13 protein-coding genes, 1 tRNA gene and 1 other RNA gene are annotated in these 24975 nt (G+C 54.4%); 6 read left to right on the top strand and 9 right to left on the bottom strand.

All coding sequences use genetic code 11. The features are described 5' to 3' along the window. The first annotated feature begins 134 nt into the window (after positions 1-134). Positions 135-1076 (top strand): hypothetical protein, encoded by a 942-nt coding sequence (locus SynBIOSE41_RS01055; protein WP_186539308.1) that lies wholly within the window; start codon positions 135-137, stop codon positions 1074-1076. Between the two features lie 326 nt (positions 1077-1402). After that, a complete protein-coding gene (dld, locus tag SynBIOSE41_RS01050; protein WP_255475889.1) occupies positions 1403-3094 on the top strand; it encodes a D-lactate dehydrogenase in 1692 nt (563 codons plus the stop codon). A gap of 18 nt (positions 3095-3112) precedes the next feature. Here dld and SynBIOSE41_RS01045 read toward each other — a convergent pair whose 3' ends face one another. The 3 genes from SynBIOSE41_RS01045 to SynBIOSE41_RS01035 form a co-directional block, all read right to left on the bottom strand. Then, on the bottom strand, positions 3113-4588 hold the full coding sequence (locus SynBIOSE41_RS01045; RefSeq protein ID WP_186540650.1) for a four-carbon acid sugar kinase family protein: 1476 nt from the start codon (positions 4586-4588) through the stop codon (positions 3113-3115). Between the two features lie 68 nt (positions 4589-4656). After that, complete coding sequence (locus SynBIOSE41_RS01040) at positions 4657-5514, bottom strand: galactose mutarotase (protein WP_186539306.1); 858 nt, start codon at positions 5512-5514, stop codon at positions 4657-4659. A gap of 36 nt (positions 5515-5550) precedes the next feature. Further along, complete coding sequence (locus SynBIOSE41_RS01035) at positions 5551-6483, bottom strand: alpha/beta fold hydrolase (RefSeq protein ID WP_186539305.1); 933 nt, start codon at positions 6481-6483, stop codon at positions 5551-5553. 70 nt (positions 6484-6553) lie between these two features. Here SynBIOSE41_RS01035 and SynBIOSE41_RS01030 point away from each other — a divergent pair, with 70 nt between their 5' ends. Then, positions 6554-6862 carry a hypothetical protein gene (locus SynBIOSE41_RS01030; protein WP_186539304.1) on the top strand — a complete coding sequence of 103 codons (309 nt, stop codon included), beginning with the start codon at positions 6554-6556 and terminating at the stop codon, positions 6860-6862. 26 nt (positions 6863-6888) lie between these two features. Here SynBIOSE41_RS01030 and SynBIOSE41_RS01025 read toward each other — a convergent pair whose 3' ends face one another. Both SynBIOSE41_RS01025 and SynBIOSE41_RS01020 read right to left on the bottom strand, forming a co-directional pair. After that, on the bottom strand, positions 6889-8283 hold the full coding sequence (locus SynBIOSE41_RS01025; RefSeq protein WP_186539303.1) for a cation:proton antiporter: 1395 nt from the start codon (positions 8281-8283) through the stop codon (positions 6889-6891). Between the two features lie 56 nt (positions 8284-8339). Continuing rightward, positions 8340-8492 (bottom strand): hypothetical protein, encoded by a 153-nt coding sequence (locus SynBIOSE41_RS01020; protein WP_186539302.1) that lies wholly within the window; start codon positions 8490-8492, stop codon positions 8340-8342. Between the two features lie 24 nt (positions 8493-8516). Between SynBIOSE41_RS01020 and SynBIOSE41_RS01015 the strand changes: the two genes are divergently transcribed. Next, positions 8517-11039, top strand: coding sequence for a glycogen/starch/alpha-glucan phosphorylase (locus SynBIOSE41_RS01015; protein ID WP_186539301.1), 2523 nt, complete (start codon positions 8517-8519; stop codon positions 11037-11039). Between the two features lie 85 nt (positions 11040-11124). Here the strand turns inward: SynBIOSE41_RS01015 and SynBIOSE41_RS01010 are convergent, their stop codons facing one another. The 3 genes from SynBIOSE41_RS01010 to SynBIOSE41_RS01000 all read right to left on the bottom strand — a co-directional run bounded on the left by SynBIOSE41_RS01010 (position 11125) and on the right by SynBIOSE41_RS01000 (position 12255). Continuing rightward, entirely contained in the window at positions 11125-11580 is a 456-nt protein-coding gene (locus tag SynBIOSE41_RS01010) for a hypothetical protein (RefSeq protein WP_186539300.1), read from the bottom strand. Positions 11581-11617: 37 nt separating this feature from the next. Beyond that, the gene (locus SynBIOSE41_RS01005) at positions 11618-11974 is read right to left on the bottom strand and encodes a hypothetical protein (protein WP_114993610.1); all 357 of its coding nucleotides are present in this window, start codon (positions 11972-11974) and stop codon (positions 11618-11620) included. A gap of 207 nt (positions 11975-12181) precedes the next feature. Further along, a tRNA-Arg gene (locus SynBIOSE41_RS01000) sits at positions 12182-12255 on the bottom strand. Positions 12256-12277: 22 nt separating this feature from the next. Here SynBIOSE41_RS01000 and rnpB point away from each other — a divergent pair. Then, an RNA gene (gene rnpB, locus SynBIOSE41_RS00995) (RNase P RNA component class A) lies at positions 12278-12663 on the top strand. Between the two features lie 44 nt (positions 12664-12707). Then, on the top strand, positions 12708-16322 hold the full coding sequence (locus tag SynBIOSE41_RS00990) for a plasmid replication protein, CyRepA1 family (RefSeq protein WP_186539299.1): 3615 nt from the start codon (positions 12708-12710) through the stop codon (positions 16320-16322). A 624-nt stretch (positions 16323-16946) separates the two neighbouring features. On the opposite strand, the gene SynBIOSE41_RS00985 is transcribed toward SynBIOSE41_RS00990, so the two are convergent. Next, on the bottom strand, positions 16947-24926 hold the full coding sequence (locus SynBIOSE41_RS00985; RefSeq protein WP_370594164.1) for a S8 family serine peptidase: 7980 nt from the start codon (positions 24924-24926) through the stop codon (positions 16947-16949). Positions 24927-24975 lie beyond the last annotated feature (49 nt).

The raw sequence follows: 24975 nt of genomic DNA, 5'->3' as shown, positions 1-24975 counted from the left end.
GACAAACAGCCTACCCAAAGGACAAACCAACGATGAAATCTAAGAGAACTTTTCTTGTATTTGTTGGAATCACGCTGATTATCGTAACCATCTTCGTGCATTATGCATGGGGGCTAAAAGGCACAGAACGACTATTGAGCGAAGACATTTATCACGTCTGGGAAGAAGGCAAAAAAATCACAAACCATCTCAACCCTTACACAAGAATCATAGGAAATTCGCTAAGAGAAAACAGCAAATATCCAACCTACCTTCCACTAAGCTATTACTTTGCCAGCATACTCAATCACTTTGGCATATCGAGGTTTGTAGATTTTATCAACACATGGAAACCAATAAACTTATTGCTCCACTTATGCATCGGCGTCGTCACTTTCAGCATCTACTATCAACAACGCAAACCGATATCAGGAATCATCGCTTGCAGCATTCTGCTTTTAGGACGCTGGAGCGCATACATCATCGATGTCCAACATCTTGAATTTGCAGCCATTTTGCCCATTCTTATCGCAGGCCAACAACTTAACCGCAAACCCAAACTCTCCGCGCTGATGTTCGGTCTTTCCCTGAGTATCAAGCACGTCGGCATCGTTCTTCTACCGAGCTTTCTCTTAGGGCTCAAGGCAAATTCGAGTTCAGGCAACAGCATCTCAAGCAGAAAAAGAATCCTGACCTACAGCGCAGTGGCACTGATCATTCCACTGATCATCTCGATACCATTTCTGCTGGATCAACCATCAGGATTCCTGCTCAACATGCTTTTCTCGACCACACGGGAATTTGGCGATCATGGCAAAGCAACAGGGACCAGAATGATCTTGACCGGAGTCGATGGCACAAGGCTGATCATGCTTGCCTTAATTATCATGAATTGGGTAGCGCAGGCCAAGGAAAAAATCAATTTCTGGCTGGCCAGTACACTGACATTATTGATATTCCTGCAATTCAATGCTGTGGTCTTCGCGCAGTATTACATTTGGCTGGCGACATTCCTACTGATTTCCTGTGCATATTTAACACCAACAACCCCTAGACATCCCACACCGGAGAATTCCACAGTACGAGATCCGCATTGATCCAAGACGACTGAATAAAAAGGAGCGCAGCCAGTCAGACCTCAAGACGATCCCAAGCAAACAATTCGTCTCAAAGATGTTCGGATCTAGCTCTGAGACATCAGTGCATTAATATTCGGGGACATTTCAACATCAAAAACTGGATGCTGAATAAGGCCGTCCCCATCCATAGTCCTGGATGTCTCCAGAAGGCTGTAGACCTGCGTCGCTTTCAAGCCTGATGAAGCCAGGTGAGCAGCAGTGCAGAACACACTGACGCTGATCCAATAGATTCTTCATAGGCTCAAGTTGCGGACAGAAGCCGCATCACGATGAGACAGGACCGATTGCAGGAACTGGAGAACGGCTTGGTGGCCCTGGTTGGGCAGCAGCAGGTCTTAACCAGCAGTGAGCAGACCAAGCCCTACACAACCGGCATACGCGTCGGTCAGGGCATGGCCTGTGCAGTGGTCATGCCGAAGACTCTGTTGCAGCTTTGGAAAACGCTTGAATTATGCGTCAAGCTCGACAAAATCATCATTCTCCAAGCAGCCAATACCGGGCTGACAGGGGGGTCCACACCTGATGGAAACAACTACGACAGGGATGTCGTCATCATTAATACTCTAAATTTAGATCAATTAATTTTACTCAATGGCGGCAATCAAGTGATTGCTTTCGCGGGATCAAGTTTATATCAGCTGGAGGAAAAGTTATCACCACTGGGACGAGGTCCTCACTCCGTGATCGGCTCATCGTGCATTGGTGCGTCCGTTGTGGGAGGCATCTGCAATAACTCTGGCGGTAATTTGGTCAATCGCGGTCCTGCATACACGGAATATTCACTCTTTGCCCAACTCAATCAAACCGGGCAGCTTGAGCTGGTCAATCATCTCGGGATTGAACTCGGCACATGTCCGGAAGAGATCTTAACCACACTTCAGAAGTCTGATTTCAACACTGAACATTTAGCGCCTTGTGAGCGATTAGCCTCAGACCATGATTATCAGAAACGGGTCAGGGATGTCACATCATCAATTCCTGCTCGATTCAATGCCGATCAACGACGCTTGCGTGAGGCCAGTGGGTGCGCAGGCAAGCTGGCAGTTTTTGCTGTCAGACTTGACACGTTTCCAAAACCAAAAACAGAAAAAATTTTCTATCTGGGCACCAACAAACCGGAACAGCTCACGGAACTGCGCAAGCAGATTCTCACAGGATTTCAACACCTGCCTGACATGGGAGAATATATGCATCGCAGTTATTTTGACGGTGCAGATATTTACTGTAAAGACGCTTATCTAGCCATCAAATATTTCGGCACAGGCTTCATCCCCAAACTTTTTGGCATCAAGCGGAATGTTGATCGAATCGTCTCTCAGTGGCCGACATCACTCTTTCAGGATCACTTTTCCGACCGAACTCTGCAGTGCATCTCTCAGATGGTTCCAGACCATCTACCAGCCAGGATGAGAGCTTTTCGCGATCAATATGAACACCATATGATTATTCTAGCGAGCGATCAATCCATTCAAGAAACGCAGAATTTATTAGAAACAAACTGGGAAAGCGATGACGATCATGCTTATTTTGAATGTAGCGAATCCGAAGGAAAAGCCGCCTTACTCCATCGCTATGTTGCCGGGAATGCCCCAGCACGGTATCAGATTTTAAACCAAAACGACTCTGGAGAATTGCTCCCACTGGATATTGCACTGCCACGCAACTGCGAAACGTGGCATAAAATTCTCCCCGAAGAAATTCTTTCTCAGATGGCCGAATCGTTTCAGATGGCACACTTCCTTTGCATGGTCTTCCACTGGGATTTTGTCGTTAAAAAAGGAGTGGATTCTGATCAATTGAAGCGGAAGATTCTCGATCTGCTCGATCAATCAGGCGCCAAGTACCCTGCCGAACACAATGTTGGCCATCTATACAAAGCCGAAACTGATCTATCAAACTTCTACAAAAAGATTGATCCAACCAACAGTTTCAATCCTGGAATCGGGAAGATGTCAAAACTGAAAAACTATAAGTAACTCAGAACGAAAAGGCTCTTACTCCGCTCCATCAAGCTCCATCAATGCCCACGCCTTAGCAAGAGTATCTGCGTCGCCAAGATTGCCGGGGAAGGTGATTACGGGAAGGGTATTCACACCCGCAATGCCTTCCCCAGCGATCGGACGCACCATCGAAAGACCGGGCATCAACTGGCCCTCCAGCAGAACAGTCCCCAGGCCCAGTCCATCAGCCAGAACAGAGCCGGTCGTGATACCACCCTTACTGATCAAGTAGCCAAGCCGAGGGACCACCCCAGCCACCAACCGGGCGGTGAGCTGAGCCAGGGCAAGACCGAAGTCCAAGCGGCGACGGTCAGCCGTTGGCCCCTCACCAAAACAAAGTTCGCCGCGGCTGGTGTACAGCACAGGAGTTTGATTCCGATCCAGCACTGCCAGCATCCACTCCACCCACTCGTTCTCCAGATCAGCCAGAAGCACATCCGGGATGCCACCCTCAAGCACCCTCGCAATCCGATGCACCGGCAATTCAAGGCCAGCGCAACGTGACTCGCTGAGCAACCTCTCCAGCTGCTGATCGGCCAACGGCACGTGAGAACCCACCAACACAAGTCCAGGGCAAGGCTGGCCACCTGAATCACGGCGCCGAAGCTTCACTAAATCCTCGGCCTTGATGGGCTGAGGACCAAGTGGTCTCAAGCCGCCATCAACCAACCCGTTGATCAGGCTCGCAGCTGAGCGAAACAGGAAGCGACGCCTTCCCTGCAGCTGTTGCACAGCCGCACCAAGAGCATCCAGTTGCTCCTGCCTCTCTGCATCCACGATCACTGAACAATTGCCATCCAGCGCCTCAAGCCAGACCACAAGCTCTGTGAAGCCGCTTGACCCGTCAGCGAAAAGATCCGCACTGCGTTGCTCAGCAGCACGGTCGAGCAGCTCTCCCTGCAAACGCAGCACTGAAGCAGCTGGAATGGCACCGTCACTCTTTTCCTCCAGCCAGGCGTCCAGACAACTGGTGCTGAAACCAAAGCTGCGGTCGCGAGCGAAAGCGGTCGTATGGACCGGTTGACCATTCAGCAGATGGACTCCATTCACCGTGGTACGTCCACCGGGAAGAAAAGCGGGCACATGCAGCGTGGCGTGCACCGCACCGAAGCGGTCACCCAGCTCTTCAGCCAGAACAGCGGGCTCAAGCACACCATGACCGCGCAGGGTGGAGTCCCCCCTGCTGACCAGCAGCAACTGCTGATCACGGATCCCCTCCGCAGCCAGAGCTTGCTCAAGCGAAGCAACGATCTCACGATTGCGCTCCGCTGCGGCCTCCGGTGACAGAGCCCTGGTGTTGGCCAACACGAACAGCAGCGGAGAAGGATGACGCAGTCCCTGACGCAGAGTCTGCACATCCCAGCGCAGCAGCAACGGACAACTGTGCACCGTCTGAGATCCGGTGGGATCGTCGTCGATCACCACAATCTTGCGGGCAGCCTCAGCCGCTGCAGCTTGAGCCGCGCTCACAACAGCGTTCCGCCAGTGGCCATAGGACTTGGGCTTGGCCAAAGCCTGTTCCTGTGCATGAACATGCGTCAGCTGACGCTGTAGCGGCAGGACAGCGTGGTGCTCTTGCCAGAGTGCAACTCCAGCCTTCGATCACCGCTGATCAGGGCCTGCCGAGGGCCTGTCCAGGGCTCAAGACAGACCATGGCTCGTGGAGGGTCGGTCCACACCACAGTGAGATCCATCGGTTCCTGATGCTGAAGCTGCACCCTGGTGCCTGCCTGCTCATCGACCAGCGTCACCGGTCCTGCCGCGTGCGTGAGGAAATCGACCCCCTCAGCCAGCTGATTCAACTGGTTTGCCGTCTGCGCTTCGGCCATCTCCAGATGATTGAAGCAACGGCCAGGCAGACCTTCCACAGACGTGCGAGCGGGATCAGTCACATTGAAGTAGGGATGGAGGCCGAAGCTGAACGGCATCGGCTCACTCTCAGACTCGGAGGTATTGCTGATGGTGATGGTGATGTCGAGCGCAGCACTGAGCGGTCGAATCGCCATTTCGATCCTGAATCCGAAGGGGTAGGCCTTCCGGGTTTCGGCACCATCGCTCAACGTGAGCGTCACGCCACTCTGATCGCCGAGCAATGCGATCTGCCAGGGAATGTCACGGGCAAATCCATGTTGCTTGAGGGTGAAGTCACCGCTGGCGAGCGGCAGGCAATCATTGGGCAGATTGCCGCAGATCGGAAACAACACTGGAATGCCTCCGCGGATGCTCTTGGCTGGGTCAGCGAAGCGCTCCTGGTCGAAATAGAGCATCTCGCGGCCATTGCACAACCACTCGGTGACTAGGCCACCGCGCTCGGGCACCACCCGCAGGCGATCACCACTGCCGGGATGCACAAACTCCCAGTGGGGATAGGGAGCGGACTGTTGGCGAAAGGTCATGGCCACAGGACCGGGACACCCAAGATTGGCCAGAAACTACCGAGAAGGCTGCAGATCCTGCTTGTTTTCACCGGCAAGAGTGGTCAACCACTCCAGCAATGCCGCGTTCACCTGATCGGGGACTTCATCGTGTGGACAGTGACCGGCTTCAAGAATCACCTCCGTGGTGGCCTCAGGAGCATGACGCTTGAAACTGGCACGACGACCGGCGGCATTGATCCAGGGGTCACGGATCCCCCAGAGCAACAGCAAGGGAGATTTCAGACATGCGAACAATTCATCCAGCGGCTGGCCGCGGGGAATATCAAAGACGGTGCGAAACACTCCGAAAGCGCCGGCATCGAGAGAGGGGCGGCGAATTGCCTCGACCAACCAGTCATCGACGTTGGTCTTATCGATGTACACCTGATTGAGGGTGCGTCGAATCGTGGCGGGGCGCCTGAGGTTTTCAAACAGCAAGCGCTGCAACACAGCATTTTTCAGCAGTGCCGAGCTGATCGAGCGACGTGCGCTCGGCCACCAGCCTTTGGGCTTCGCGGACTGTTCGTCGCTGAAAGGGCCGGCTGCATTGAGCAACACAACGCCGGCCGCCTCATCCCCCAACTCAGCACCTGCAGCAAGCGCGGCGAAACCACCCAGAGAATTGCCCGCGATCACCGTGGGCCGGCCGATGCGTTCGCGCACGTAGGCCACCAGCTGATCCCGCCAGAGAGCACCGCCATAGGACAAACCAGCTGGCTTGGCACTACGGCCGAAACCGAGCAGATCGATGGCATGCACCTCATGGGTGCTGGCCAGCACAGGAATGTTGTGGCGCCAGTGATCGGTGGAAGCGCCAAAACCATGCACAAGAAGCACAGCGGGACGCTTGAGATCAACCGCATCCGAGTCCGATTCAGGTCCGACACAGAGACCGTGCACGTCATGACCTTGGAACTGCCACCAGGGCTGCTGTGTCTCGCTCACCACACCTTCCGCTTGTGGCGGCGATGCTAAGCATCCTTTTTCGCCAGCGCCCTGCCGGGCCGATTTCGCCGCGATGCTCGATCAGACCACAGGCCTGCTTCTGCAGAGCAGCACACTCAGCGGTGGCTTGTTCTGGGCTATTGCCCTCTATCTGCCGCTGAGCGCACCACTCAGCCGCTTTGAAGCGAGCCTTGAAAGTGGACCCCTGAGCGCACCGTGGAAACAGGCGGCTTTGGTGATCAGCAGTCTGCTGCTGGCACTCGCCGTTGGTGTGCTGGTTCAGCTGCTGCTGGGCTGGGCTCTCGGGCCTGGCTGGGCTTCAAGCCTGGCGCTGATCACCATCGGCTGGAGTCTGTTTCTGACGTTGGCGCGTAAGGACTGAACTTCGCGCCGAAACGGCCCGTCAGCTCAGAGCAGACCCACCGGATCAGCGGCGACCTCATCATCAACCTTGTCGTCGTCGTCTGGTTTGTCGCCACCGATCACAAGACGCAGAAGAATCGGAGCCAGGAAAGTGGTGCCGATCACCATCAACAGGATTGCCGCCTCCAGGGAAGGAGACAGCAACTTGGCGCTGGTTCCAAGACCCAGGAAAATCAGGCCGACTTCACCGCGGGGCATCATGCCCAAGCCCACCACCAGGCGACGGGTGGGTTGCTTGCTGACAAAGGCCCAGCCAGAGGCGATCTTGCCGATGATCGACACCACCAGCAGAAAGCCGGCAACGATCAGAGCCGTTTTGCTGGAGGGATCGGAGGGATTGATCACAGAGAGATCCATCCCGGCGCCCACCAGCACAAAAAACACCGTGGCGAACAGGGTCACAATCGGCAGAACCGCCTCCTGAATGGCGCGGTTGTGCTTAGAGCTGCTCAGGATCAGACCGGCAGCGAATGCGCCCAGGGCAGCTTCCAGGCCGATCGCTGTTGCTGTGAAGCAACTGATGGCCAGGATCACAAAGGACCCCACCAGCACTTCCCCGGGGGCCTTCAGCTTGTCGATCAACCAGTCGAAGGCTGGCGCAGCGCTGCGGCTGAGGCCAATGGCCGCCACTACGAACACAGCGGCAGCAGCCACCAGCTTCACGATCGGACCGATCTCCAGAGAGCCGCCGGAAGCCAGGCCCACCACAACGGCCAGAATCACAATGCCGAGAATGTCATCGAGAATGGCAGCGCCGATCACGATCTGACCTTCGCGTGTCTTGAGGAATCCCAGCTCGCCGAACACGCTGGCAGTGATGCCGATGCTGGTGGCGGTCATCGAGGCTCCGGCAAAGATCGCCGGTATCACATCGACTTGGAAAATCGCCATCAGTCCCCAGGTTCCCAGAGCGAAGGGCAGCACCACCCCAACAACGGCCACGGTGAAAGCCTGACCACCGACAGCAATCAGTTCCTCCAACTCACTCTCCAGACCAGTGAGAAACAACAGCGCATAAAGACCAAGCTCAGCCACTGACTCGAGCGAGGGAAAACTTTCGCTGTAGATCTCAGGAACCGCTTCCGGCGGAACATTGACCAGACCACTGACCAAGGCCACCAGCCCCTGACTGAGTTCCACCTGGGTTTCCGGAGGCACCAGCAGATGCAGTCCCGAAGCACCAATCAGCACACCAGCCAGCAGCTCACCCAGGATCGTGGGCAACTGCATACGCACCAGCACTTCCGCGAGAATGCGGGCTGCCACAAAGATCAGCACAAATCGGGCCACCCCGATCAGGGTCTCCGCCATCTCCAGGTCGTGAGCCGAGATCTCAGCGAGCAAGGGCGTGAGTAGTGGCGGCATCGCAGCAGCGAGCATCAGAAATGTCGATTCCTCTCGGTGGGACCTTATCCCTAAACGGGTTTCCGCAATGCTCAAGCTGAAGCTTCAGCCGAAGCATCACGCCGTGAGCTGATCCTGAGAGTGCGACTGCAGAGCGGCAGTTGTCTCCAAACTTTCGCCGCAACGGCACCACGGTCTGACTGGAAACCCTGAATTTCCTGCATTCCCGGTGCGATCCGAGCCAACCTCAAGACATCTCACCAGAAGCGATGAGCACCTCCGAGCCCCTCGACCTGCGATTACCGACTCCGGGATGCTCCGTCGATCCTGAACGCTCGGGTCTCGATGCCGATTCCGTGTTTGACGGGATGACGGAGCATCTGTTCTTCACGCTCGGCAAACTCGCTCCCTCAGCAAGCCCCCATGACCTGTACATGGCACTGAGCTATGCGGTGCGTGACCGGCTGATGACACGCTTTCTGGCCAGTAAGGAAGCGATCCGAGCCCGGCCCCAGAAAACCGTGGCCTATCTCTCGGCTGAGTTTCTGATCGGCCCGCAGCTGGCCAACAATCTGCTCAACCTTGGGATTCAGAAGGAAGCTGAAGAAGCCCTGAAGCGCTTCGGTATCGAATCGCTTCAGCCGATTCTTGAGGTGGAGGAGGAACCCGGCCTGGGCAATGGCGGGCTCGGCCGTCTCGCGGCCTGCTACATGGAATCGCTGGCCAGCCTTGAAATTCCCGCCACGGGCTATGGCATTCGCTATGAGTTCGGCATCTTCGACCAGCTGATCCGCGACGGCTGGCAGGTGGAGGTCACCGACAAGTGGCTGAAGGGAGGTTGGCCCTGGGAACTGCCCCAACCCGACGAAGCCTGCTTCGTGGGCTTCGGCGGCCGCACGGAGAGCTACATCGACGACAAGGGCAGCTACCGCTCGCGCTGGATCCCCTCAGAACATGCGATTGGTGTGCCTCACGATGTGCCGGTGCTGGGATACCGCGTCAACACCTGCGATCGTCTACGTCTGTGGCGCGCGGATGCCACCGAGAGTTTCGACTTCTATGCCTTCAACATCGGCGATTACTACGGCGCCGTGGAGGAGAAGGTGGGCAGTGAAACCCTCTCCAAGGTTTTGTACCCCAACGACGGCACTGATGAGGGGCGTCGCCTGCGCCTGAAGCAACAGCACTTCTTCGTGTCCTGCTCACTGCAGGACATGCTGCGCAGCCTCGACAGCCGTGGCCTGCCTGTGGAGGACTTCCCCCTGCACTGGACCGTTCAGCTGAACGATACGCACCCTGCCATCGCCGTAGCTGAGCTGATGCGTCTGCTGATCGACGATCGCCACCTGGAGTGGGACAGGGCCTGGGACATCACCAACCGGTCTGTGGCCTACACCAACCACACCCTGCTGCCTGAGGCGCTGGAGAAGTGGGACCTGGACCTGTTCAGCAGCCTGCTGCCGCGCCATCTCGAGCTGATCTATGAGATCAACCGCCGCTTCCTGCAGCAGGTGCGGCTGCGCTATCCCGGCAACGACGCGATCCAGCGCAAACTGTCGATCATTGATGAAGAAGGTGGCAAAGCCGTACGCATGGCCCACCTGGCCACCATCGGCGCGCACCATGTGAATGGCGTGGCTGCTCTTCATTCCGACCTGGTCAAAAACCAGCTGATGCCGGAATTCGCAGCGCTCTGGCCTGAGAAGTTCACGAACGTGACCAATGGCGTGACGCCACGTCGCTGGGTGGCCCTTTCCAATCCCGAGCTTTCAGCCCTGCTTGATGAGCACGTTGGGCCGGACTGGATCACCGACATGGATCGGCTGCGCTGCCTTGAGGAACGTCAGCATGACCACGGCTTCCTCGAACAATGGGGGGACACCAAGCTTTCCGTGAAGCGGAAGCTTTCCGGCTACATCCACCGCAATACCGGCGTCCTGGTGGATCCCTCCAGCCTGTTTGATGTGCAGGTGAAGCGCATCCACGAATACAAGCGTCAGCACCTGAATGCGCTGCAGATCATCACCCACTACCTGCGCATCAAGAACGGGCAGGCCGACGGGCTGGCTCCACGCACGGTGATCTTCGGCGGCAAAGCGGCTCCCGGCTACTACATGGCCAAACTGATCATCCGCTTCATCAACGGCATCGCCGAAACGATCAACGCCGATCCCGATATGGACGGTCGCCTGCGGGTGGTCTTCCTGCCGGATTACAACGTGAAGCTCGGCGAGCAGGTGTATCCAGCCTCTGATCTCTCCGAACAGATCTCGACGGCCGGCAAGGAAGCCTCCGGCACCGGCAACATGAAATTCGCCATGAACGGGGCGCTCACCATTGGAACCCTTGATGGTGCCAATGTGGAGATCCGCGACCGTGTGGGTTCAGAGAACTTCTTCCTGTTCGGCAAGACAGTGGAAGAAATCGCTGCACTCAAAAAGAGTGGCTACCGCCCTCGCGAAGTGATCGGAGCGATTCCGGAACTGGCAGAAGCGATCCGACTGATTGAGATGGGTCACTTCAGCAATGGCGACGGAGAACTGTTCAGACCGCTGCTGGACAATCTCACCGGCAACGATCCTTTCTTCGTGATGGCCGACTTCGCGGCCTATCTGCGGGCCCAGGATGCGGTCAGCCGCGCCTGGACGGATCGCATGCACTGGAACCGGATGAGTGTGCTGAACGTGGCCCGTACCGGTTTCTTCTCCTCCGACCGATCCATTCGCGATTACTGCCGCGAAATCTGGAACGTGGAAGCGATGCCTGTGGAGATCACCTGCGACATTCGCTGAGGCCAAGCCCATAAATAAGGCCCCGATTCAATCACCGGGGCCTATCAAAAACAGAAGTCTCTAATCGACCCGAGAGTTCGAAGAGTCAACCTCGATCGGGCAGATCAGGAGTCTGGTGCAACAGACGGTTCAGACGCAGGCGATCTGCATTGAGTGGATCGGGCGCAAGCTCACCGGCAAGCTCACGGAATTTCTGCTCGATTTCCTCGGGCACACGAACATCAAAAATGCGTTCCATCAACGCCTCGATCGAGAAGAGGTGGGCATTGATGTTTTCCATGTCGGCCATCGCCTGCTGAAGCGCATCCGTGGGCTCGTCACTGCTGCCAACTGGAGTTGCATGCACCTGTGCGTCGCCAGTACGAGAACCATGCTGCTTCTGCAGATCCTCGAGCACACGACCAGAGAGTGTTCGAAATGCCTGAAGAGCGGCCCAACTGAGTTCCTGCTGCTGACGAAGCGTGGGATTCTCGCGAATCAACCTGTCGTGCTCTCTATAAAAGCGTTGACAGTCAGGACATTGGCAGGGCTCTTCTGGCACGTGGAACCCGAAGCTCGTTAACCATCATGACATCCAATCAGGCTGCAAGCGGCGGTTCAGACGAAAATCCACCGTCGCTGTCGCCACCTCCGTCAAAACGGTTGTCACCATCTCCCTCTGTAAGACCTGGCAGAGGGATTTCAATCGAGGTGACCACCTGGATCACATCCCTCAAACGCATGGAATCGGCAAACCAACCCATGGCCTGCTCCGTATCACCACGACGCTCAGCGTCACTGGCCTGATCATCATGGGCTTCTGCAAGAAGAGCCAGCCAACAGAGGCATCGTGCCTGAACCACTGACAGATCGAGTTCAGTGGGCTGGGAGTCGGCAATGCGCTCGCTTTCCTGCTGCACCAGAAGCTGAAGCCGTAGATCGTGAAGCTGGGTCATGGAGCCGGATTCACTACACCAACGCTAGCGAGGGCGTCGAGCATGGCTACCCCACTAAATGTAGTGTTAACTACCGCCAAGAGTTTGCACTAGCCCAGATATAGCGTCTGACCAACAATCAAAATCGACAAACGCACCACAAACATCCAATGACCTTGGGAACAGACCTGAGATCATCCCTAAAGCAGAGAAGACAAAGCTGAATCACGGGGCTGGCGGGACTCGAACCCACGACCTACGGTTTAGGAAACCGTCGCTCTATCCAGCTGAGCTACAGCCCCATCAAAAGTCATTATGGGGTTTGAAAGCAGGAGAGGTGATCGCAACCGAAGACCAGCCTCGTGCTGAGCTGCGGTTGAGGAAAGTCCGGGCTCCCCGATGGCCAGGCTTGCTGGGTAACGCCCAGTGCGGGTGACCGTGAGGAGAGTGCCACAGAAATACACCGCCGATGGCCGGTTCGCCGGCACAGGCAAGGGTGCAAGGGTGCGGTAAGAGCGCACCAGCAGCATCGAGAGGTGCTGGCTAGGTAAACCCCGGCCGGGAGCAAGGCCAAGGAACGACGACTGGCCATCTGTCCCGTTCCGATGTGTGAGCCGCTAGAGGCCGCCGGAGACGACGGTCCCAGATAGATGATCACCCCCTTCCCTTGGGAAGGAGAACAGAACCCGGCTTACGACCTGCTTTCAACCCACTACCAGTCAAAGAGTCAGGTGGGCCACCCCCTACACCACCCATGGTGGTCCCTGTCTCTGACTGCGATTCGAAAGGTTCAAACTGTCAACCAGCTGGTCAAACCTCAGAACGTCATATTCCGCGACTTCGCGTCGGGGATTTAACGCCTGCCGAGTTATCCCACCTGAAGCGGACGTGTTCATATTTCACGGACTTTGAGCATCTACCAAGGGACACCCGTTCGTTTCATCGTCAGCAGACGCAGCGCCGTCACGAACAGGCCGGGATTAAGGGGCCTGATGAAGCATTAGCGGCAGGGATTGCGAAAATCGCCCTGGAACGGCAGAAGGCCAGCGGTCGCTGTCAGCAGTCCACGCTCGATTTTGGGGCGGTCGAAAGTCTTCCCAGAACGTCACAGAACACCGCTTCTGTCACCAGCAAGAAACCCGCCAAGGCGGCAACCCTGGACCCGAAGCACCTGAAGGAATGGGTCGAAGGTTCTGGCATCGATGAACAGCTGGCCCGCATGAACCTGCGGTCGCTGGCCGGTGACACCGTCTACAAACTGCTTCGCCCGCTCGACGATGGACGCGATGTTGAAAAGGACCACCAGCGTCTGAAGGATGTCCTTCGCGGTGGCTGGTTTTGTTCGACTCTGTCCCTGCAGCCGCAGGAACAGCTGAAGTCTTGGGGATGCTTCAAGCCAGACCATCCACGGCCAGGGTTCAAGAAAGACCCTGAAACCGGGCGCTACTTCCCAAAGGTGAACGACAACGGGAAGCCAGTCCCGATGAAGTACGAACACCCGGCCAAGGTGCCGACCCGTGAGTTCGTTCTGGCCTTTCCCCGCCACATCGGTGAACGCATCGCCGCGAACCACCGTTTATTGGCTGCATATAAGAAGTGGGAAGACGACACCGAATGGGATCAGAAGCCCCGCACCCCTGAAGATCGCTGGCGCTGGTTTCTCCGCCATGGCGTCCCTTTGTTCGTCACCGAAGGCGCCAAGAAAACCGCTGCACTTCTGACCGGGGGCTATCTCGCAATCGGGCTGTCTGGCGTTTGGAACGGCTGCGAAAAGGACAAGCGCGGCTGGTCACACCTGAAACCCGGTCTTCGGCACCTGTTGCGCGATTACGCCGTCGACCGTGTCATCGCGATGTTCGACTGGTCGGAACCCGACTCCAAAGGCGAAGCCGCTGTTCGTGGGGCCATCGACCGCCTGGGGATGGTCATCCGGTCAGAAGCGAAGCAATCGGGCGCTGATGTCAGTTTCTTTGTGGTGGACCTTCCCGGTCCCGAGAAAGGCTGCGACGACATCCTGGTTTCAAAGGGAATCGACGGTCTGAAAGCTGTTCGGACGCTGGCGAAACCATTTCGAGAATGGCAACGGTGCAACAACACCAAGGCCATCGCACGACGGCTGAATGTCCCCATGGCGGGGGACACCAAGCGGCCAACGAAGGTGATCACAACCCAGTTCTTTCAGGCGTCAGACATCCCGACTGACGCGAAGTTGGTGGCGATCATCGGCGGCATGGGCACGAACAAGACTGGTGCCCTGGTCGATTACGCCAACAGCAACGACGCACCGTTTCACACCGTCCTTCACCGTCGCGGGCTTGGTGGCAACTGCGCCCAGCGTTCGAGACGCATCTTTCACAACGACGGAAAACTGATTCGCCCATGGCTGAACAACCGTCATCGGGAAGTCACCATGCCGCCAGCTGATCTCAGCGGTGGTGGCCGCATTTACTGGGCAGTATCAATCGAAGCCCAACGCGAAATCGAAGAACGCGGAAAGGTCGTGGTGCTGGATTCTTCGCACGCTGCCGGTTCAAGCCACCTGGACCCCGAAGAGTGCAAAGGCGCAATCGTGAATCTCGAAGAGTGGGACGCCAGCTGCTGGCACCTGTTCACCAGCGAAACGGAGATCAACAAACACCGTGCTGATGTTCTGTCGAACCTGACGGCCTGCCTTCGAAACGCGAAACAGGTCATCTGTTCATCAGCCCACTTAAGCGATCAGGTCGTCGGCTACCTGGAACAGCTACTGGCCATCAAGGCGCACGTTCTGGTGAATGACCACAAGCCAGCGGCAGGGCGAAAGTGCCATTGGTTCGAATCGCACAAGTCTTCCCATTGGCTCGAAGCCTTGGAATCACGCATCAGGAAAGGCGACAACGTCTTCGTGACCGTGACGGCACAAAACGCTTCTTCTGTTCACAGCGCGAAGAACATCGGCCACAAGATCCACCGTGACCTGAAGGTTCCACTCCACGAAATTCTGGTCGTGGATGCCGAGACCACACGAACCAAGGATCACGACGCGAAAGGGGTCATCACTGACCCGTCATTGCTTCTGAAATACAGAGTGGTGATCGCGACGCCCTGCATCGAAACTGGCGTCAGCATCGATGACCCAAACGGGCACTTCGACGCAGCCTTCTCGTTTAACTCTGGCTGCACCACGCCACAGGCAGCAGTTCAGGCCGTTGGCCGTGTGCGTTCATCGGTCGACCGTTTCGTCTGCATTGCACGCAACGGGAAGACCTATTTCGGCGGCTACACCACCGCCCGTGAAGTCATCCGCCAAGTCGGGAAAAAGGCAGCGCAACAGCGTGATGAGCTTGTCCGCGCTGGCATTGCCGAAGCCGACCTGCCAGACACCTGCAGCGACAACATCCGCGCCTGGGGCGAACTGGTGGCCGATCACAACATCCTGGCCAAAGAGTTCGATTTCAGCGTTCGAACCCTGCTTGCACTGGAGGGCTACGAAGTAACCGACACCGAAAGCGCCGACGAAGAAATTGCCAATGCGATCAAGGACCAGCTGAAGGGTATTGCCGAAGAAACCAACGCTGAAGAGTGTCGAAGCATCAGTCGCACCACACCAGCCGGTGAAGACGAAATCGATGAACTGTCGAAAAAGGCTGAACTGACCCAGCAGCAGCAGCAGGAACTTGAACACGCGAAGGTCTGCCGCGATTACGGCATCGAACAGGCTGACGAAAGACAGGTTCTGTCCCACCGCCAAGGCGGTTTCCAAGTCCTTCGAAATGAATGCCTGCTGGAAGACATGTCCCCGTCGGGCGGGACATCGACACTCGTTCGCAAGCTGGATTCGCTGACCGCCATGAAGCGGAATGGCATCACGAAGAATCCATTCCTTGGCGATTACGTCCACGCATTCCGCCAGCCACAGATTCAGCTGCTGCATGAATACGGCGTTCTGGGACTGTCGCGGCGACGCGATGAATTCACCATGCGCGACGCTGACATCGTCGAACTGCATGAACGAGCCAAGCGGGATGCGAACCGCTGGCGTACCGTGTTCAACATCAACCCGGCCACCTGGAAGTTGCCCCGTGGCTTCATTGACTTCGTCCTGGAAAAGATTGGTTATCGGCTGCTGAAGCTGTCCCAGCAGCGACGATTCACCAATGGGAAGCAGGCACGCCTGTACGTGATCCAAACCCGTTTCCACGGCATCGACTGCCGTTCGATCAAGGCGCACATCAGCGACAACATCACCAGACGGTTCGATCAGGCCATGGCCGACGCCATCGGCGAACACCACGACCCCGCGTGTTCCGAACAACAGGTCAGCGTGGCCAGGTTTATCGAAGCAGCTGAAAAGCCAGTCATAGACTCAAATGCCACCTTTTCCCTATAGGTAGTAAGTAAGTCAGTCCAGATAAAACACATCAGTGATTCAGACACAGTGATTCTCGAAGCAGTGTGTTTTCCTGACCCGTCTTTGAATAACCGTCGCCCGACGACGGCCACATAAAATGAGTTTGTGTGCAGTGGACAGCTTGGAGCCGATGCACCTTCAGGGACCATGATTGGGTGGTCCCTAAGTATTCAGGAAATCCAACTTTTTTACATAATTAAAGTTGACCATAAGCTTTTATCTGAATTGCGCTGGAGATGACCCCACGGCAAGGGACATCTACGAATTACAAAAATCACGACCGACCCGAAGTGGTTTCGTCAGAAATCCAGACGTGCCTTATAAGTAACCGATTTCCAGAAGCCGTTCGGCGCGGCATTGGCATGAAATGAACAGAAGGAGGCTTACGTAAACGGCTGAACCTCCTACATGCGGGAACTGTCCGGGTTCAGCTGGATAGTCATGAGAGTAGGTTTGAATCTTTTTTGATGCTGCTTCCTAATAGCGATGCATCTACCTGACATTTTTCACTTCTGCAAGCTCGGGTTGATGGAAGGGTGAGAACAGTGTTCTCGCCCTTCCTCAGACTATTTGCGACTGGCTCATTGAGTTCCCTGTCAAAGATTAGGCCAGCAAATTCGTGTTAACTAACGAGTCAAGATTAAAGCCAGATAGTGAAGACATAGCTGAAAAATCAATGTCGCTTGAATGCGCAAATGAGGTGGATCCTGTTTTACTTGTCGTCACTCCGTTCTCGCCATAAGCTTCAAGGACTTCTGGATCAAACAAGTCTGAGTTTGTCAGCTCCGATTGAGTGCTAGAAATTTTGCTGGTGGTTCGACTGTCGATCGATGATGAAGCAATTGATTCATTGAAGCTTGCTTGCAGAAGACCCCCTCCAATAATAGAGTCTTTATTGAAGTCAACCCCAAAGTCAGATTCAGCTTTTTCATAGTCGGCTGAGTTGTAGTCAACGAATGCAGCACCTGTGAAGTTCCAATCCGCATTAAGCTGCCAGCGGTAGAGATCACCGTTTTGATGCTGGTTAATGGCTTCATTGGTGCCGTCAATGGTTTCAGCAGCAGCCAGATCCCATTCCTGCCAGGTATCAGTGCTGACCTGGCTATTACTGAACTTGATGCTGCTCAGTTCCCCTGAAGAGATGTCTTTGGCGTAAAAATCGCCCGATCCATCTTTGATGAGGCTGATGGAGCCCGCTGTTTCAAGGTCCGTGACGGCTGAACCAACGACACCATCGCTATTGAAGTCAACCCCAAAGTCAGATTCAGCTTTTTCATAGTCGGCTGAGTTGTAGTCAACGAATGCAGCACCTGTGAAGTTCCAATCCGCATTAAGCTGCCAGCGGTAGAGATCACCGTTTTGATGCTGGTTAATGGCTTCATTGGTGCCGTCAATGGTTTCAGCAGCAGCCAGATCCCATTCCTGCCAGGTATCAGTGCTGACCTGGCTATTACTGAACTTGATGCTGCTCAGTTCCCCTGAAGAGATGTCTTTGGCGTAAAAATCGCCCGATCCATCTTTGATGAGGCTGATGGAGCCCGCTGTTTCAAGGTCCGTGACGGCTGAACCAACGACACCATCGCTATTGAAGTCAACCCCAAAGTCAGATTCAGCTTTTTCATAGTCGGCTGAGTTGTAGTCAACGAATGCAGCACCTGTGAAGTTCCAATCCGCATTAAGCTGCCAGCGGTAGAGATCACCGTTTTGATGCTGGTTAATGGCTTCATTGGTGCCGTCAATGGTTTCAGCAGCAGCCAGATCCCATTCCTGCCAGGTATCAGTGCTGACCTGGCTATTACTGAACTTGATGCTGCTCAGTTCCCCTGAAGAGATGTCTTTGGCGTAAAAATCGCCCGATCCATCTTTGATGAGGCTGATGGAGCCCGCTGTTTCAAGGTCCGTGACGGCTGAACCAACGACACCATCGCTATTGAAGTCAACCCCAAAGTCAGATTCAGCTTTTTCATAGTCGGCTGAGTTGTAGTCAACGAATGCAGCACCTGTGAAGTTCCAATCCGCATTAAGCTGCCAGCGGTAGAGATCACCGTTTTGATGCTGGTTAATGGCTTCATTGGTGCCGTCAATGGTTTCAGCAGCAGCCAGATCCCATTCCTGCCAGGTATCAGTGCTGACCTGGCTATTACTGAACTTGATGCTGCTCAGTTCCCCTGAAGAGATGTCTTTGGCGTAAAAATCGCCCGATCCATCTTTGATGAGGCTGATGGAGCCCGCTGTTTCAAGGTCCGTGACGGCTGAACCAACGACACCATCGCTATTGAAGTCAACCCCAAAGTCAGATTCAGCTTTTTCATAGTCGGCTGAGTTGTAGTCAACGAATGCAGCACCTGTGAAGTTCCAATCCGCATTAAGCTGCCAGCGGTAGAGATCACCGTTTTGATGCTGGTTAATGGCTTCATTGGTGCCGTCAATGGTTTCAGCAGCAGCCAGATCCCATTCCTGCCAGGTATCAGTGCTGACCTGGCTATTACTGAACTTGATGCTGCTCAGTTCCCCTGAAGAGATGTCTTTGGCGTAAAAATCGCCCGATCCATCTTTGATGAGGCCGATGTTTCCACTCAGATCGTCTGCATCAAAGTCGCTAAAAGAGAATGATTCAATACTTTTCAGGGTATCGCTTCCATCCCTGCCGTCTTGCTTATCCGTTATCTGAATGGCAGAACCTGAATTATTGATCTTGTAGTCGCCCATTGTTCCTTTAAAGACAGCAGTATCTCTACCAGAACCACCGTCGATCACATCATTCCCCTTCTCGCCGGTGAAGGTGTTATCAGCAGCATCACCAATCAGTTGATCGTTGTGATTACCGCCGATGACATTTTCAATCTTGGAGAGTATGTCAGAGCCAATCCCCGCCTTATCGGCGCCATAGGTTGATGTTGCTGTGCCTTTGGAAAGGTCAACCGTGATGTTATCAGTCGCTGATGTGTATTGAACGGTGTCAATGCCTGAGCCGCCGTCATAGACATCATCTCCAGCACCATCGCCTCCGATGATCAGGTCATTACCCGCACCAGCTTCCACTTTGTCGTTTCCGGAAGCGGTGTAGATAATGTCATCACCAGCACCTGCGATCACAGCATCATTGCTATCACCCGTTGAAATATCATTGCTTGCTTGATTCCCCATCACCGTCAGACTTTTCGCGCTGACAAAGCTGGGAAGAACAACCTTCTCAATGCCATCGCCCATCACGTACTTGTCTGAGACATAGCGATAGATCACCGTATCGATTCCGGAATCAGTGCCGGTGTCTTTGATCGTGTCGCGCTCATCATCAACGATGTAGGTATCGCTGCCATTACCGCCATCGAGATAATCAGCACCATCGCCAGCCGTCAGGCGGTCGTCACCATCGCCGCCCAGCAGGGTGTCATCGTCCATTTCGCCGTACAGCTCATCGTCGCCAGCGCCACCACTGAGGGTGTCGTTGCCATAGCCGCCATAAAGCCGATCATCCCCGCCCTTGGCATTGACGTTGTCAAAGCCGTTGTAGGCATAGATCCATTCACCTTCATCGCTGCCATTGATCCGCTCGGAGCGATTGGTGCCCTGAATGGTCGGAGGCGGGATCTCAAAGGCGGGATTGAAGTTGGTTTTATCGAGATCAGTGCGTTTGGTGTTTTTCAGTAGTGCAATCGTTACCGCGCTGAAAGCTGTATCGAATGCACCGTCTCCATCAAATTGCAGCTTGACATCATCGACATCTTTCACCAGGTCGATGTAGCCGTTGAGGATGGGATTACTTCCATCAAAGCCAACCGCAACATCAGTGAACAGTTCACTGAGATCCAACAGGTCACCCAGCTTGCCCGCACTGAAGTCAGTAATAGTGAGAGCTTCTGCACCACTGTTAGAGAGAGAGTCGTAATAGGTTTTGGTGAAGGTAATTGTGTCCTGACCGGCGCCTGTGATCACCGTGGTGCTGCCATCATTGGCATTGATGACCGTGATGATGTCGTTGCCACTGCCGGCATCAATGGTGTCTTTGCCGCCACCACTTTTGATGGTGTCGTTGCCACTGTCACCAATCAGATTATTGCTCTTGTTGTCACCAACAATCACATCGTCGAGCTTGGTGCCGCGCACATTCTCAAAACTCACCACCTTGGCGCTGACATTGCCCTTGCCAGGAATGCCTTTGACCATGAGCGTTTGAGTGCTCAGGTTGGCATCAAGACTGGCAACAGTTCCTTGATCCCCATCAATCCAATCGCCCTTTTCCGCAGAACCAACAATCGTTTCCGCGAAATCCTTGAGCGTGTCGTTTCCTGATGTGCCTTTGTCAACGGAACCACCTTTTTTGAACGTAATGGTCTGGGCAAGGCCCGAGTAATCGAGCGTGTCGCTACCGGAGCCAAAGGTGTAGGTATCGTTGCCGGCGCTGGCGAGCATGACGTCGTTGCCGCCATTGCCTTTGAGTTCGTTGTTGTTGCTGTCGCCCTTCAGCCTGTCTGCAGTGTCGCTGCCATCGATATTTTCGAAGTTCTCCACCTTGAGGCTGACACTTCCCACTCCTGGAAGACCGGTGAGCTTGAGCGAGTTTGCGGATAGATCGGCATTGAGGCTGGCAATTTGACCTCCTCCGGTGATTCCATCAATCCAGTCGCCTTGACCTGTGCTGGCTTTGATCGTTTCGTAGAAATCCGTGAAGGTGTCTGTACCAGCACTGCCTTTATCAACCGTTCCCCCGCGCACCAACCGAACGGACTGGCCCATGCCGGAATAGTCAATGGTGTCGCTTCCTGATCCAAAGGTGTAGGTGTCATTACCTGTGCTGGCGACCATGACGTCGTTACCGCCATTGCCGATCAGGATGTTGTTATTTCCATCTCCCTCGACGCGGTCAGCTTTATCACTGCCTTTGATGTGCTCAAAATTCTGAACATTGATGCTGGCCGTGCCAACGCCCGGCAACCCGCTGAGCTTGAGCGATTGCTTTTTGAGACTGACATCAAGGCTGGCTGTTGAACCGCCCGAGGCATCAATCCAGTCGTTGGAGCGCTTGGTGGCTTTAACCGTTTCGGTGAAGTCTTTAAAGGTGTCTTTGCCCAACCCGCCTTTATCAACCGATCCACCTTTGATCAGGGTGATATCGCGATAGAAATCGGTGTAGTCGGCGGTGTCGTTACCGGAGCCAAAGGTATAGCTGTCGTTTCCGACACTGGCGCGCATCACATCATCGCCATTACCGCCACTGATCGTGTCATTACCGGAGCCACCATCCATCACATCGGCACCATCACCCCCGGTGAGGCTGTCTTTACCGGTACCGCCTTTGAGGTTGTCGTTACCAGCACCGCCCTGGATGTCATCACTGCCGGAACCACCATCAATGGTGTCGTTGCCGCCGTTGCCGTAGAGCTTGTTGCCGAGGGCACTTCCGACCAGTTTGTCGGCGGTGTCGCTACCCGCCACGTGCTCAAAATCTTTGATGTTGAGTGCTGCGGAACCAATACCAGGGATGCCAGAAACTTTGAGCGTTTCTGATGCCAGATTCACGTCAAGGCTGGCAATCTTGCCGCCACCTGTTAAACCATCAACCCAGTCACGAGTGGTTTCTGTGCCAATGATTTCATCGGCAAAATCCTTGAAGGTGTCAGTGCCATTACGTCCTTTGTCAACAGTTCCACCCCGGATCAGAGTGATGGGCGATGACATCGTGGAATAATCCATGATGTCATATCCTTTTTTGAATTCAAAAATATAGTTTCCGCGTTCACCTGCTAAATAATCATCAGCATCTGTGCCATTAATTGGCGCAAGAATTGGATCTCCAAAGCGGGAGTCGAACGACAACTCATCAAAAACTGAGGAGGCTTTAACAACGCCGCTTTGAAGCCCTGATGTGTTGCTGTTATTGCTAGAAGTATTGCCGCCATGGTAAGAGGAACCCCAGGCCTTGACTGATCCATCCTCCATTGTTGCCACAAAGGAGTATTGATTAGCCGTGACTTCTTTGACACCTTCTGAGAATTTAATCCCATTGATACCTCCGTCATAGCTATTGCCCCAAGTAACGAGTGATCCATCTTCTTTTAAGGCTGCGAAGGCACCCCGGTTACTGATGACTTCAGTAACTCCACTTGTTAGATAATTTGAAACGTATCTTGTATCCGCTCCATATGATGAGTTGCCCCAAGTCTCGACAGAGCCATCGTCTTTAAGCGCGGCGAATGCATACGAAGTTGCAGCAATATCAATCACACCACTCTCAAGATTTTTTGAATCTCCGTTGACAGAAGTATTTCCTCCATGGCTATAATTGCCCCAGGCCTGCACAGATCCATCATCTTTAACGGCAGCAAAAGCATAGTCATTGGCAACTACTTTCTGAGCACCGCTACTAATTTCGACTCGATTGGTGCCCCCAAGAGATGATCTGTAGCCCCATGAAACAACAGAGCCATCCTTTTTGAGTGCCGCAAAGGCGTATGGATTAGAAGTAATACTCTCTACACCACTTTGTAAATAGCGATTGACGCTTCTGCTATTACCTCCGTAGGAACTGCTTCCCCAGGTCACGACTGAGCCGTCGTCTTTAGTCGCTGCATAGGCGTAGTAAGTTGACTGGATATCAACAACGCCGCTGCTAAGCTCCGAACTAACTGATGAACTATTGCCGCCGTTATAATTATCCCCCCAGGTAACAACAGAGCCATCATCTTTTAGAGCCGCAAATGAGGCGTAATTGGAATAGACATCTTCAACGCCTGAATTCAGTTTCGACTGAACCGATGAACTATTACCGCCGTAGTAGTAATACCCCCAGGTAATGACTGACCCATCGTCTTTGATAGCTGCATAGGCATGAGAGCTTGATGATATATCCGTAACACCACTCTTAAGACCGGCGGTATTGCTGTTGTTGATTGACTGATTGCCGCCATAAGAGCTATTCCCCCAAGTGACGACAGAACCATCGTCTTTCAGGGCGGCAAAAGAGTAGTAATTAGAATAGACATCTTCAACGCCTGAATTCAGTTTCGACTGAACTGAGGAACTGTTACCGCCATAAGAGCTATTCCCCCAAGCAATGACAGAACCATCATCTTTTACGACTGCCTGTGCAGCCTGATTCTGATATTCCTTATTAGTAGCTCTGGCTCCTCCACCCATTCTGCGGGTTGTGGATGAATTATTGCCTCCTTTGCCAGTTTCAGTTGATTGGTTTTTTAACACGCCTAATGCAAATGGGTCGGCGTAGCCAGCGCTGTTGGCTTTCACCATGTCTCCCTTTTTCACATCACCTACCAGCAGCAAACCCGCCACATGGGGAGCGGCCATTGAGGTGCCGCTGAGATCCGCTAATTTGCCGCCCTTGTAGTAAGACCGCACCGCAACACCGGGTGCGGCAACATCCACATCATCTCCGCCACCGGCATCATCCCAGTTGGAGAAACTGGCCATCTGGTAGTTGTTGTTGACCGCGGAAACGCAATACACATTGGCGTGATCGCCAGCGCTGGCAGGCGTGAAACCATCAGCATCAGCGCCGCTGTTTCCAGCCGCAATCGCAAATTTAATGCCTTGATCAGCGGCTGCTTTCACAGCACTGTCGAGTCCGGAGCTGAATCCGCCGCCCAGGCTCATGTTGATCACGCATTTTGTCTCATCAAGACCGTTGTTCTTGATGATGTTGGTGGCGTAATTGACGGCATCGATGATGGTGCTGTAACTCGCACCGCCGCCAGCGCTATTGAAGACTTTTAGCGACACAACCTCAGCACCTGGGGCAACGCCGACAACTCCCTTGCCGTTGGCGAGTGCAGCAATCGTTGCGGCGACATGGGTGCCATGGCCGTTGCCGTCGCTGAATGCTCCCTCTCCACTCACCCAACTCTTGGACCAGGTTTTGTTGATCAGCAGGTCACCGGTGGTGTCAAGCACCCCCGAATCGATCACAAAGGCGTAACTGCCGCTGCCGACGTTGCCCTGGCTGCTGACATCAGCACCTCCCCAGACGGCCTTCACGCCGTATGTGAGTGTTTCGCCTGTGCTGGCCGTGCCATTGCGGTACACCGGCAGAGCCGATGTGGAGAAATCTGCTTGAGCGCTGAGATCAGACTCGTCGCTTTCGATCACGTCACCAACAAAGACGTTCTCCAGGCGCACTTCTTGCTCCAGTGCACTGCTCTGGGCTGAGGCTTCGGTTTCCTGGGATTCAGGATTGGAATTGATCACCGGGTGGATCTCAACCGGTGGGGTCAACGGCAGAGGTTGATCTGTTTCAACGCTCTGGATGGCTGGCACAGCCTTCAATCGATCCGCTTCGTCGTCGTCCAGATCGACCGTGAATCCATTCACCGCTTCAAAAACCTTTTTGACGGGACAGGCCGCTCCTGCCTCCTGAACTGCGGCCTCGGCTCTCTGAGCAACTGACTCTTCAGTCTTTTCCTGGTTGAGAATGGCGATATGTTCTGATCGTTCAGCCTGTGCTGAGTTGGCGTCTGCCGATTCTTGGCAAGCCGACTCTTGATTCAGCACATGTGCTTCATTTTTTTCTTGGTTCCCGCTTTCTGATTGCTTCTCAATTTGCCATGAAAGATCTGATGAGATCGACATGGTTGAAGCCTCCTAAAAAGTCTGGATTGTTGAGAGCAATAAGAATCTT

This window comes from Synechococcus sp. BIOS-E4-1 (assembly GCF_014279995.1).
Taxonomy (GTDB): domain Bacteria; phylum Cyanobacteriota; class Cyanobacteriia; order PCC-6307; family Cyanobiaceae; genus Synechococcus_C.
The sequence above is the reverse complement of the archived record's forward strand: the minus strand, read 5'-3'. Positions and strand labels throughout refer to the sequence as shown.

Coding starts and splice junctions, on each gene's coding strand:
- SynBIOSE41_RS01015 (WP_186539301.1), top strand. CDS start 8,517: ATGAGCACCTCCGAGCCCCTCGACCTGCGATTACCGACTCCGGGATGC.
- SynBIOSE41_RS01030 (WP_186539304.1), top strand. CDS start 6,554: ATGCTCGATCAGACCACAGGCCTGCTTCTGCAGAGCAGCACACTCAGC.
- SynBIOSE41_RS00985 (WP_370594164.1), bottom strand. CDS start 24,926: ATGTCGATCTCATCAGATCTTTCATGGCAAATTGAGAAGCAATCAGAA.
- SynBIOSE41_RS01025 (WP_186539303.1), bottom strand. CDS start 8,283: ATGCTCGCTGCTGCGATGCCGCCACTACTCACGCCCTTGCTCGCTGAG.
- SynBIOSE41_RS01040 (WP_186539306.1), bottom strand. CDS start 5,514: ATGACCTTTCGCCAACAGTCCGCTCCCTATCCCCACTGGGAGTTTGTG.
- SynBIOSE41_RS01005 (WP_114993610.1), bottom strand. CDS start 11,974: ATGACCCAGCTTCACGATCTACGGCTTCAGCTTCTGGTGCAGCAGGAA.
- SynBIOSE41_RS00990 (WP_186539299.1), top strand. CDS start 12,708: ATGGTGGTCCCTGTCTCTGACTGCGATTCGAAAGGTTCAAACTGTCAA.